This is a genomic window from Arthrobacter sp. efr-133-R2A-63, assembly GCF_030209795.1.
In the GTDB taxonomy this organism is placed as follows: domain Bacteria; phylum Actinomycetota; class Actinomycetes; order Actinomycetales; family Micrococcaceae; genus Arthrobacter; species Arthrobacter bambusae_A.
The window spans coordinates 164,104-176,443 of the sequence record NZ_JARVRG010000004.1 but is presented as its reverse complement, the minus strand read 5'-3'; the positions used below and the strand labels follow the sequence as shown (position 1 = coordinate 176,443).

The 12,340-nt window shown below is 64.9% G+C and carries 8 protein-coding genes; 5 read left to right on the top strand and 3 right to left on the bottom strand.

From position 1 onward, the window contains the following. Nucleotides 1-108: 108 nt before the first annotated feature. Nucleotides 109-1,407 (top strand): macrolide 2'-phosphotransferase, encoded by a 1,299-nt coding sequence (locus tag QRN45_RS01460; RefSeq protein WP_264636646.1) that lies wholly within the window; start codon nucleotides 109-111, stop codon nucleotides 1,405-1,407. Between the two features lie 43 nt (nucleotides 1,408-1,450). Here the strand turns inward: QRN45_RS01460 and QRN45_RS01455 are convergent, their stop codons facing one another. The 3 genes from QRN45_RS01455 to QRN45_RS01445 all read right to left on the bottom strand — a co-directional run bounded on the left by QRN45_RS01455 (nucleotide 1,451) and on the right by QRN45_RS01445 (nucleotide 8,732). After that, complete coding sequence (locus tag QRN45_RS01455) at nucleotides 1,451-4,972, bottom strand: ATP-dependent helicase (protein ID WP_284762247.1); 3,522 nt, start codon at nucleotides 4,970-4,972, stop codon at nucleotides 1,451-1,453. Beyond that, complete coding sequence (locus tag QRN45_RS01450; protein ID WP_264637962.1) at nucleotides 4,969-8,232, bottom strand: ATP-dependent helicase; 3,264 nt, start codon at nucleotides 8,230-8,232, stop codon at nucleotides 4,969-4,971. Before QRN45_RS01450 ends, QRN45_RS01455 begins: the two co-directional genes overlap by 4 nt. Before the next feature lie 83 nt (nucleotides 8,233-8,315). Then, complete coding sequence (locus tag QRN45_RS01445) at nucleotides 8,316-8,732, bottom strand: MGMT family protein (protein WP_078108338.1); 417 nt, start codon at nucleotides 8,730-8,732, stop codon at nucleotides 8,316-8,318. 88 nt (nucleotides 8,733-8,820) lie between these two features. On the opposite strand from QRN45_RS01445, the gene QRN45_RS01440 reads away from it, so the two are divergent. The 4 genes from QRN45_RS01440 (at nucleotide 8,821) to QRN45_RS01425 (ending at nucleotide 12,336) form a co-directional block, all read left to right on the top strand. Continuing rightward, nucleotides 8,821-9,531 carry a 3'-5' exonuclease gene (locus QRN45_RS01440; RefSeq protein ID WP_264636648.1) on the top strand — a complete coding sequence of 237 codons (711 nt, stop codon included), beginning with the start codon at nucleotides 8,821-8,823 and terminating at the stop codon, nucleotides 9,529-9,531. Nucleotides 9,532-9,872: 341 nt separating this feature from the next. Further along, nucleotides 9,873-10,826, top strand: coding sequence for an ABC transporter substrate-binding protein (locus QRN45_RS01435; RefSeq protein ID WP_078108336.1), 954 nt, complete (start codon nucleotides 9,873-9,875; stop codon nucleotides 10,824-10,826). A gap of 11 nt (nucleotides 10,827-10,837) precedes the next feature. After that, entirely contained in the window at nucleotides 10,838-11,602 is a 765-nt protein-coding gene (locus tag QRN45_RS01430; protein ID WP_264636649.1) for an amino acid ABC transporter permease, read from the top strand. Continuing rightward, nucleotides 11,599-12,336, top strand: coding sequence for an amino acid ABC transporter ATP-binding protein (locus tag QRN45_RS01425; protein WP_264636650.1), 738 nt, complete (start codon nucleotides 11,599-11,601; stop codon nucleotides 12,334-12,336). Before QRN45_RS01430 ends, QRN45_RS01425 begins: the two co-directional genes overlap by 4 nt. The last annotated feature ends 4 nt before the right edge of the window (nucleotides 12,337-12,340 follow it).

Below are 12,340 nucleotides of genomic sequence, written 5' to 3'. Positions count from 1 at the left end.
TTTGGAACCTTCAGCGATGCACACCCCTGAATGCTGTTTTCCAGCGGATCTCAAGACTCGCCGCACTGCATCGCTGCCAGAGGCGCATGTCAATCTACCGTGGAAGACGTGAGAAGAACACCGTTCGAACTGGCCGCTGTAGCTACTGCGGCGGTGCCCGGCCTGACGCCGATGGCTGCCGCCTCTGCCCCGGATGATGCTGCCGATTTCGATTCGGCGCTCCTGGTGGACTCCGAGGGCAAGCGTTGGCGCGTCCGTTCGCCACGCCATCCGGAAGCCAGCGCGCGGCTGGAAACCGAATTCATGATTCTGCGGGCTTTCGCGCCGGCAATCCGGGCCGAACTGCCTTTTCTGATGCCCACTGTCGCCGGAACGGTGCGCCAAGGCGCGCTGAGCACCTTTGTCTATGCCCACTTGGCCGGGGCCACGCGCAGCATCGAAGAACTGTCCACCTGCAGTGACTCCTTGGCCAAGGAGATCGGTGCGGCGCTGGCCGCCGTCCACGACCTCCCCCAATCGCTCGTGAACAACGCCGACCTTCCCAGCTACACGGCCAACGAATTCCGCCAGCGCAAGTTGAACGAGCTGGACCAGGCTGCCACAACGGGCAAGATACCGCCCGCCCTGCTGCGTCGCTGGGAGCACGCACTCGAGGATGTGGCGTTGTGGCGCTTCAACCCGTGCGTGGTCCACGGCGATCTGCACGAAGACAATCTGCTGGTCGATGGCGACAGTGTCACGGCCGTGACGGGATGGACCGATCTGCGCATCGGCGATCCCGCCGATGACTTTGCCTGGCTCGTGGCGTCAAACGAACAGGGATTCGTGGAATCCGTCATGCGGCACTACACGGAAGCCCGACGCGACACTCCGGACGGCCACCTGCTCCGACGCTCGGCGCTCCTTGCCGAATTCGCCCTGGCCCAGTATCTCGTCAAGGCCTTGGCGGCCGGCCACAGTGAAATGACGGCAGAAGCCGAGGCGATGCTCAAGTCCCTCGCCGACGACATCGAACAGCAAAACGCGTTGGCAGCCGAGGAGGCCGAGGCCGCAGCCGCGGAGCTTGCCGCTGCGGACGCGCTTGCGGCACCCGCAGTTGTCATGGTTTCGGAAGCCGCGGCCGCTGAGGGCGACTCAGCGAAGCCCACGGTAAGTGTCACAGCCATCCCGGAATCTGCTGACGACGACCTTCCCGCGGCCCGTCCGGAAACTGCCGCGGCAACGCCGTCAGTCACGGTTGCACCCCTCGGGGAAGCTGCCACGGGCGTCGCCGCCGAGGACGGTTCGGGAGAATCGACAAACGGGACAGCCCCGGCACCCGAGGCGCCGTCCGAATCAGACGACACCTCGACGACGGCCCTCCAAGTAGTGGAGCCCGCACCGTTGCAGGACGCCAAGGACCACTAGTCCGTCCCGGCTTGGCTGCGGTGGTTTCAGTTGCCCAGCGGTTTCAGTGGCCCAGCGCGGAAGCGATGATGTTCTCCAGTTCTTCGGCCGTGCCCAGGTCGTGGGGCCTCACCACAGCGTCATCGGCAACGTAGTAGAACGCTGCGCTGACGTGCTCCAACGGCACACCCTTGAGGCGCGCCCATGCCAGCCGGTACACCGCCAGCTGCACGGCGCGGGTCTTGAGTTGCCTGCCGGACGGGCGCCTGCCCGTTTTCCAGTCCACCAGTTCCCATGTGCCGTCCGCCCCGCGGAAGACAGCATCAATCCGTCCGCGCACCACGACGTCCCCGATCCTCGTTTCCACGGGAACTTCGACGAAGGCCGGGGACCGGTGGGCCCATTCTGAACTACTGAACGTCGCCACCATGTCATCAAGTCCGTAGGCTTCGTCGATGTGGGAGTCAGAGCCGGGCGCTTCGTCGAGATCCAGCATTCCTGTGGTTCCGAAGTATTCCTCGACCCAGGAGTGGAAGGCGGTGCCTTTGCGTGCCGAGATCCCGGGTTGCCGGGGCACCGGGCGCCGGAGCTGGCCCAGGACAGCGGCCGGATCGTCTCCCAGGTCGACGAACATCGATGCCGAGATGTGTCCGGGCAAATGGACGTCTTGGACCGGCTTCCGCCGCAGTTGCCGTTCCAACAACAACTCCGCTTCGGCGGCCCAGCCGGCCGCCGCCCCGCGGAGTGAGCCCAGCGAGGCGTCCATGACCAGCGGCGAATCCTTCTGCAGTCCGTCGACGGCGTTCCTGACCCTGGTCGCCGCCGCCTCCATGGCGGCCCGCCGGCCGGGGACCAAGCGGAGCCGTTCCCCCGTTCGAGGGTCGCTCGGGCCCTCGAGCGGATCATAGGGGAAGATCGCCACCTCGGTGCCGACAGTCAGGGGGCTCTCTGTGGGCAGCGCGTCTTCGCTGAGGGACTGGGGGTGGATGGCAGCGGCCGATGCTCCACCGGAATCGCTGCCTGCCTCGCCGGCAAGGCACGCCAGCTCAGCAAGGAAGGGCGAAGTCTCGGCTATCCCGGCCCGGGAACCATTCCACGCGGCGCTCGATGCCCACAGGACGAACTTTGCCCGGGTGTAGGCAACGTAGGCGAGTCTCCGCTCTTCGGCCTCGCCGTGGTGCTGGACTTCCGATTTGAAGTCCTTTTCGGCGTCAAGCCAGCCCTTTTGGTCCGGCTGGTCCAGATCCCATTGGGGGAGATCCGCCCGGTCGCCTCGGAGCGGCCATGGCAGGGCCGCGGTACCGCTGCTCCACCGGGAGTCCCGGTTGCTCGGGAAGGCCCCGGCATTGAGGCCGGGGACAAAGACAACGTCCCATTCCAAGCCTTTGGAGGCATGGACGGTCAGCAATTGCACGGCCTCGTGGTTCACCTCGGCGTCGGCCATGTCGAGTCCGCCTTCTTCTGTTGCGGCCGCTTCAAGCCACCCCAGGAAAGCCAGCAGGTCCACGCGCTGTGAAGTCTGCAGGAAACCCGCCGCGGCGTCATGGAACGCGTCCAGGTTCCGGCGGGCCTGGTGGATGCTCGTCCCGGGCTTCGCAGCGACCTCAATGTCCAGCAGCATGGCGCGCTCCACCTCGCCGATCAACGTGGTCAGATCATCTCCGATGAACCCCCGCAGGTTCCGAAGCTCCGCAGACAAGCGGCCAAGCCGGTCCAAGGCTGCCGCGCTGAGGGAGCGCCCATGGCCGGAAGTCCATCCTGGACGCGGCAGGAAGTCCAGCGCTTCCACAAGGCTGGCTGCATCCGTAATGTCGCTTTCGACGACCGTCTCCATCGGGCTTTCGTCCGCACCCGACGCCTCGTCTCCGGCACCGCTGTCCACCGTAGCGCCTTGTGATCGCCGCCTGGCCAGGAATTGGGACCAGTCGCGGAAAGCCATCAAATCCGCAGTCCCGATCCTCCACCGGGCCCCGGCCAGCAAACGCATCAGCGCATCTGAACGGCCGGGATCCGCGAGGACCCGGAGCGCCGCCACGAGATCCACCACTTCAGGGGTGTCGAGGAGTCCGCCGAGGCCGACTATTTCATACGGAATCCCTTGGACCTCGAATTCACGCCGCAAGCATTCCATCTGTGCCCGACGGCGGCAAAGTACTGCCATGGTGGGGGAAACCGGCGTACCGTCGGCCGCGGTTTCAAAGACGGTGCGCCGATAACGGCGGACATCCCGCCCAATCGCCGCGGCTTCGTCTTCGTCCGTGCCAAAACGTCCGAGGACAACATTGCCGTCCACGGCCGCCGGGCTCGGTTGCAGCGGCGGCACGGCCACAGCAGTGTCTTCGGCCCTGGAGCCCGGGGCTCCTTCAGTGGCGGCGGCCTTGTTGAGCGGCGCAGAGATGACATTGGCGGCGGCCAGGATGCTGCGCCCGTTCCGCCAGGCAGTGGTCAGGTACGAGGTGGGTGCCGTCGCAAGGGATGCCGTTCCGAAGCCATCTTCCACCCGGACCGGAAATTCCTGGACGAAGTGGAATAGTTGGCCGGCCGAAGCACCCCTGAATCCGTAGATAGACTGGTTGGGATCCCCCACCGCCGTCACGGCATGACCTCCCCCGAACAGGCGGGAAAACAGGACAAGTTGCGCGTGTGAGGTGTCCTGGAATTCATCCAGCAACACCACCTTGTAGCGGGCCCGTTCGGTGGCAGCTGCCAGTGGTATGTCCTGGGCAATCTTCGCAGCGAGCGCCACGAGGTCGCCAAAGTCGAGGACTCCGCGGTTTCGCTTGGCCTCTTGGTAACGCCCCACCATGTCCGCGACGCTGGCCCTGGTCCGCAACATGGCGCCGAGATCGCCCGCAGCCTGGGACGGGTTCTTTTTCGCCGCGGACGTATAGGGCAGTTGCGCGAATTCGGACACGCGGTCCATCAACCAACGCTGAACCTCGGCCGGTTCTCGCAAGTGTTCGGCGCACTCGCCGGCCAACTGCATCACGGCGTTGACCAAGGTGGACTTGGCAGCGCTGAAGTGCTCATAGTCGCCGTCGTACGCTTCAACCACTTCGCTCGCCAGCTGCCAGGCCTGGGCGCCGCCGAGCAGCACCACATCGCGCTCAATACCCAGGCGCAAGCCGTAGTCGGACACGATGCCGCTGGCGTAGGAGTGGTAAGTGGAGACTTTGGGTTCAAGCTCATCGGAACCCGCGACTCCCTCCGGGAAGCCGTACTGCCCGTTGCCCGGCGACGCGATGCGTTGCAGGGTGGCCAATTTGGCACGGATACGGCTGGCCAGCTCCCCTGCCGCCTTCCGGGTGAAGGTGACGCCCAGGACCTCTTCAGGGCGAACCCATCCATTCGCCACAAGCCACACCACACGGTCTGCCATGGTTGCGGTTTTCCCGGATCCGGCTCCGGCGATGACCAACCGGGGGGTCAACGGCGACGCAATGATGGCGGACTGCTCTTCCGTCGGACGGTTCCGTTCGCCGAGGATATCGGCCAATTCGCCGGGCGAAAACCGGGGTTCCGGCAAGACCGCGCCAACCGCGGCGGACTCTTCCGCCTCGATTCCTGCGAGTGTCTGGACGCTCATTCAGTGACCTGCTTTCCCCTGGCGCACAACGGGCAAATATCGGGTAGCCGGCAGCCGTGGCCTCCGTGGCTGCCTTTTGAGGGATCGTGACGTGCTTCGAAGCTTGCTCCGGCCATGAGCACAGCGGCCTCGCTGACAAGGTCCTGTGCCCAGTTATCTCCCGGATCCAGGGGCTCCTGCACCTGGACCGCCGGAGTCTTCGTCTTGGTCCCCAGCTGTGCGAGCACGGCACCGCCAGGAACGGATCCTGGAACGGTTTCCTGGAACGCCCCGTGCAACACGGCCGCCTGATAGGCACCGAGCTGGGGGTGCCTGGCGAGTTCGGCCTTGCCCGGCTGCCGTTTGCCCGTCTTGAGGTCGACAATCACCAGCCTGCCCTCTGCGTCTATTTCCAGACGATCCACTTGTCCCCGGAGCACGGCGTTCCGGACAGCATCGGAATCCTCGCCAACGTGGCCCAGGCGCACCTCCGGAAGGGGGACCTCGAAGTCCGCTTCGACCCCGGCCAGGCTTCGGCCTTCGCTCCGCATGACCAGGACGTATTGGGCGAGTTTCCGGACCATCTGCTCTGCCCGTTGGAAGTCCAGCCGGCCTTCCCAGTTGTCCTTCATACCCAGTGTCGGCCAGCGGCGCACCAGCTCGGCGACATACTCAGCGCCGGAAGCATCCGGCAGTTCCTGGGCAATTGCATGGACCAAGGTGCCCAGGCTGCGGGCAAAGTCGGTGGCGGCTTCTCCCCCGGCCGCTTGGACGAACCAATCCAACGGCGATTTGTGCACCGTTTCCACCTTCGACGGAGAAACGAACACGGTGCCCTCTGCCGGCACCACCGGTTCCTCGCTGCTGAGTGGCGCCAGTCCCCACCAGGAATCCGGATGTGCGCCCGGCACGGCGGGCTCCGCGGTGGCAAGGTGTGCCAGGACGCGCGCAGCTTCGGCGGCATCCTCGGCCACGCCCGGGCGGCCAAGCGCGACGTCGTCCGGCTGAACGCGCTGCCGGAGCTCGGCCACCAGGGCGCGCAGCGTCATGGGCCGGCCCACCGGCGTGTACTCACGTAGGTACTGTCCCGGTTCCAAGGGCGCCACGTAATCAAGAAAGGCAGATTGCTGCTCGTCTTCGGAAGAGACCGCCGTGCAGATGAGGACTTCCCGGGCACGTGAAACGGCTGTGGAGAAGCTGCGCAGCTCGTCGTAGCGGATATCCCGCAGCCTGCTGAGGGGACCCCGTTGCAAGGCATGTTCAACCCCATGCTCCACCGCATCGGCAAACAAAGTGCTCCCGAGGAGTTCACCCCGGAGCCTGGTGTTGGGCCAGACGCCTTCCTGGAGGCCCGCGACGATGACCACGGCCCATTCCCGCCCGGCTGCGCTGGCCGGCGTCATGAGCTCCACTGCTTCTTCCACCTGTGCCCTGGCGGCAAGGGTGTCCATGGGGAGTTCCTGGCTGAGCAGATACTCCAGGAATTGTTCGGGACCGGAGCCGGGAAGCTGGTCGACATAGCGCTCGGCGGTGTGGAACAGGGCCATCATGGCGTCGAGGTCCCGGTCCGCGCGGGCGCCGGCCGCGCCGCCGTCGAGCGCCATTTCGGTCCAGCGCGAAGCCAGCCCGGTGGCTTGCCACAAAGCCCACAACACCGTCTCCGCGTTGGCTCCGGGTTCGGCGGCCGCAGCACGTCCTGCCGCGATCATGCGGGCCAAACGCCGTGCCGAGCTGCCCTCGATACCCAAGGACCCCAGCGCTCCGGGCTCCAGCAAAGCTTCAACGAGCAACGCATCGCTGGACCGACCGCCTCCGCCCAGCAGCTCCTCCCGGCGCAAGGATTGCCGGAGGCGGCGCAACTCGATGGCTGTAGCCCCGCCGATCCTCGACGTGAGAAGGGAGACGGCGGACTCGGGCGTCAGCTTGGCGGTATCCAGCACCACTCCGTACACCTCAAGCAGGGGGCGAACAGCCACTTCATCACGGACCGCGGAATCCGCGACCGGGACGCGGACCGGGATTCCTTGGCCGCTTAGATAGCGCTGCAATTGCGCCAATTGCCCACCGTTGCGCACGATCACTGCGATGTCGCCGAACTCGTGGTTCTCGCGCAGCTGTGCTTCGAGGATTCGTTGAGCCACGTAGCGCAACTCGTGGACTGTGGAGGGAAGCACATGTGCTTCCACCCGGCCCGCGGCCCGCGCCTTGCCCGAAGGCGCCTCCTCCGCCGATGCGGGAAGGGGATCCAGACGCCGGGCCAACTGGCCCCCGGCCCGCTGCGAGATACGCGCTGCCACACCGGTCCACGCTTTCGCGACGTCGGGGAGGTGGCGGTGTGTGTGCCATAGCGGAAGCTCCCGCACGGTGCCCGCGAGGCCGCCGAGAAGCCGCGGCAGTTCGGAGACAAGGTCGGGGCGTGCGCCGCGGAACCCTTGGACCACGGTATCCGGAGAGGACGCCACCAAGACGTCCTTTCCTTCCGCGATATCCGCGAGCAATTCAAACACGGCGGGATTCGCCTCTTGCACGTCATCCACGAGGATCAACTGCAACCGTTCGCGCTCGGCCGCCAGGAATCCGGGCGAGTCCTGGAAGATCTGCCGCGCCGCGGTAATGATTCCGGCAGGGTCAAAGGCTTCCGGCATGCGCAGGTCCAGGACGTCGCGGTACTCCGAATAGAGGTCCGCTGCGGCAATCCAGTCCGGCCTGCCGCATTCGTAGGCAAGCGACGTGAGATCTTCCGCAGTCCGTCCGGATTCGATGATCCGGTCGAAGAGCTGCCGGATCTCCTGCCGGAAACCCCGCGTGGGCAACGCCGCGGACAAGTCCTGCGGCCATGGAAGTTCAAAGCCCGGCCGGGCGTGCCCTTCCAGCAGTTCCTTGATAATGAGGTCCTGTTCCGGTCCCGAGAGCAGTTTGGGTGGCCGCTGAAGCGGCAGTACGCCCTCGGCTTTGGCTCGCCGGATCAGGTCAAAGGCGTATGACGCCCAGGTGCGCGCCGGCGTCGTACTCAAGCTCCGGTCCAGCCGCCCCGTAAAGGTGTCCCGCAGCGCCGACGCCGCATGCCGGCCGGGTGCGAGAATCAGGATCCGTTCCGGATCCACGCCGTCACGTTGAACCCGCCGGACGGCGGTTTCCACCAGCACGGTGGACTTCCCGGTGCCCGGCGCCCCCGGCACCAGGACCGGCCCGGATCCGTGCGGGAGCCCGACGACGGCAGCTTGGTCGGCGGACAACTCCGGGGCTGCGTAGCGGACCTCGCGAGGGGGAAGCAGGCGCAAGCGGGCAGGCGAGTGCCGGGATTGCGCCTGCCGCGGCGATGTTGTTGCTTCCTGCGATGCTGCTTGGGGTGTCGGTGTTGGACTCACACGGTCATTTCATCATCGGGCACCGACAATTTATGGAGCTGACGCTCGAGTTGTTCGGAGATCGCATCGATACTGTCGAAGTCCCGGTCCGTCGGAGCCCACCGGGCACGCGCCAGGTCAACCCGCCAGCGGCCCTCGCCAGTCCGCAGGTATTCCGCGTAGGCGCCGTGCAGCGGTGTTCCCTCGTCCACGTAGTGGTGCAGCGCTTCTGACTCAAGCCCTGGGGGCGCCTCGCCGCTTGCACGCAGTACCCGCCACCAAGCCACCGTGCTCCCATGGTGGCTCATGACCGATCCGATCTGGCGGGGACCGCCTGAACCAAGAAGCTCGGCAACATCCCCGTAGGAGACGGCAACGCCGGGCGGCATGAGATCCACGACGGCCAGCACCGCCGTCACAAACTCCATCCGCATGCCACCAGCCTATCGGCATGGACCCCCGGATCGGCGCAGAAGGAGTGTCGGTCCGGTTCTTGTCGTAGGGCGCCGGTAGCGTTGAAGCATGAGCTCTTGGAACACCCTCCCCCGCGCCGCGTTCGACCTCGAGACCACGGGACGGAATTCCCGTTCGGCCAGGATCGTCACCGCTTCGGTCACCGTAGTGGACGACGACGGCAGCGTCGTCAAGGAGCTCGAATGGTTGGCGGATCCCGGTACGGAGATTCCCTTGGAGGCCAGCGAGATCCACGGGATCACCACGGAAAAGGCGAGGGCCGAAGGCCGACCGGCGGCAGACGTGACGCGCGAAGTTGCTGCCGCGCTCCAGGAACTGTTCGACGACGGCGTGCCGGTCATTGCGTTCAATGCCAGCTATGACTTCACGGTCCTGGCCGCCGAATCAGCACGATACGGCGTGCCGCAATTGACCCGTTTCCCGGTCCTTGACCCCTACGTCATGAACAAGCAGGTTGACCGGTACCGCAAAGGCAAGCGGACCCTGACCGCGCTGTGCGAAGAGTACGGCGTGAACCTGGACAACGCCCACACTTCCGCCGCGGACGCCCTTGCCACCCTGCGTGTCCTTGATGCCATGGCCGGCAAGTTCCCAAAGCTGCACATGCCCGCTTCCAAGCTGCACCACCTGCAGGTTGATTGGGCGGCTGCCCAGGCCGCCGATTTCCAGAGCTACCTGCGCAAGACCAAACCAACAGCCGTCATCGAAGGCAATTGGCCGGTTCTCCCCCCGGAAGACGCCAGCGGAGGAGACTTCTAAAGTTTCCCGGTCCACGGACCGGACGCTTTCCCATCGTCCGCATGATGGGATGCACGTCACACTGCACTTGCTGCCTGAAAGCCAGCTGGGCGTCAGTCACCAATTCCCCCTCAATGCCAGCGAGTGCGGCACTTCAGGGGCAATCCGCATAATGCATTGAACTTAATTCGGATTTTTCTGGAATCACGCGTCTTATCGCCGTCAATTTTCCGCTGAATAGGCGGATGACATAATTAAGTTTGGCGGGTCGAGTTCTGATATTGCGGCCCAAACCTGCTTTGGCCGCGTTCCCCGCCCGTCTCGATACGAACGCGTGTTCCCCGATGAAAGTGATTTGCTTGATGAAAATCAAAGCCCTGAAGTGGTTCTCTGCTGTCCCCGTGGCTGCAGTTCTCGCCGTCTCGCTCGCCGCTTGCGGTGGCGGAGCCGGCAGCACAGGCAGCGCCTCGCCCACCGACGCCCTCCAGGGCAGCGACCAGAAGACGCTGGACAAGTACACCACCAAGGACGTCACCCCGCTGGACAAGATCGACAAGTCCAAGCTGGGCCTGATCACCGACGGCACACTGCGCGTCGGCACGCTCTCGGACGCCCCGCCGAACATCTTCATCGATCCCTCGGGCAAGTTCACCGGCTACGACAACGAACTCCTGCGTGCCGTTGGCGCCAAGCTGGGCCTCAAGGTCGAGTTCGCTTCCACTGACTTCTCCGCGCTGCTGTCCCAGGTCAAGAACAAGCAGTTCGACGTCGGCTCCTCCTCGATCTCCACCACGGACAAGCGCCGCGAAACGGTCGGATTCACCAATGGCTACGACTTCGGCTACATGGCCGTCGTGACCAAGACCGACTCCAAGGTCAAGGGCTTCGCAGACCTCAAGTCCGACGTCCGCATCGGCGTCGTCCAGGGCACCGTCCAGGACGACTACGTCACGAACACGCTCAAGCTTGAGCCCGTCCGTTTCCCCGACTACAACACGGTCTACGCCAACGTGAAGAGCGGTCAGGTTGATGCCTGGGTCGCCCCGTCGCAGCAGGCCACGGGCCAGGTGAAGGACGGCGACAACACGAAGATCGCCGAAAAGGTCGTCAACACCCAGAACTTCACCGCCTGGGCCGTGAACAAGGACAACCAGCCCCTGATCGACGCCCTCAACTCCGGCCTTGACGCCGTGATCGCGGACGGTACCTGGACCAAGCTGACGGCCGAGTGGTACAAAGACCGCCCGACCAAAGCGGAGCAGACTCCCCAGGGCTGGAAGCCGGGCAGCAAGGCCGTCCAGATCCCGGCCAAGTAACCCAGGCTTCCATGGATATCTTCAAACTGCTCTCTGAGACCTTCCTCGATTGGAAGGCGATGGGCGAAGTCATCCCCAAGATGTTCGCAGTCGGCCTGCCGAACACGCTCGTCCTGGCCGTCACCTCCGGTGTCATCGGAACGGTGCTCGGCATGCTGCTCGCCCTTATGGGGATATCCCGGAATCCGGTGGCCCGGTGGATCGCCCGCGTCTACACGGATATCCTCCGTGGGCTGCCGCCCGTGCTCACCATCCTCGTGATCGGTCTCGGATTCGGCCCGATCATTCGCCAGCTGACGGGCTCCACGAGCCCGTACCCCATGGCCATCGCGGCGCTGTCGCTGATGTCGGGGGCGTACATCGGCGAGATCTTCCGTTCCGGTATCCAGAGCGTGGACAAGGGCCAGCTCGAGGCCACGCGTGCTTTGGGATTCGGCTACGGCCCTGCCATGCGGCTTGTGGTGGTTCCCCAGGGCGTCCGGCGGGTCTTGCCCGCGTTGGTCAACCAATTCATTGCATTGATCAAGGAGTCGTCGCTGGTCTTCCTCCTGGGCCTGCTGGCCTCGGAGCGCGAGATCTTCCAGATCGGCAAGGACGCTGCCTCCACCAGCGGAAACCTGTCGCCCTATGTGGCGGCAGCCATCTTCTACCTGGCACTGACCATTCCGTTGACGCATTTCGTGAACTGGATTGACCGCCGCCTGCGTTCGGGCCGGCCGGAGAAGAAGGAACCGGACGAGGCAGCCGCCGTCGTCGGGAAGGGAGCCCACGCTTGAGCGAGTTCGCGTCAGGAACACTGACAGCAAAAAACATCCATCTGTCCTTCGGGTCCAACCATGTCCTGCGCGGCATCGACCTGCACGTCGAGAAGGGCACTACGGCTTCCGTGATCGGCCCTTCCGGCTCAGGTAAATCCACGCTCCTGCGCGTCATGAACCGGTTGATCGAACCCGAGCAGGGTGACATCCTGCTCGATGGCCGTTCGGTACTCAAGGACAACCCGGACGAACTGCGCCGGAGAATCGGCATGGTCTTCCAGCAGTTCAACCTGTTTCCGCACAAGACCGTGGCGGAGAACATCTCCCTCGCGCTCCGGAAGCTGCGCGGAATGTCCAAGGAGCAGGCCCGGGAAGATGCCTTGGCACAACTGGACCTCGTGGGGCTCAAGCACAAAGCCGACGCCCGGCCAGCCAACCTCTCGGGCGGGCAACAACAGCGCGTCGCCATTGCGCGGGCGCTTGCCATGAAGCCCGAGGTCATGTTCTTCGACGAGGCAACGTCGGCCCTGGACCCTGAGCTGGTCAAAGGCGTGCTCGCACTCATGACCGATCTGGCCAAGGGAGGCATGACCATGGTGGTGGTAACCCACGAAATGGGCTTCTCGAGGAACGTGTCGGACACCGTGACGTTCATGGATGCAGGCGTCGTCGTAGAGAGCGGATCGCCGGAACAGCTCTTCACCGAACCGCGGACCGATCGCCTGAAGGGCTTCCTTTCGGACGTGCTCTAGGACT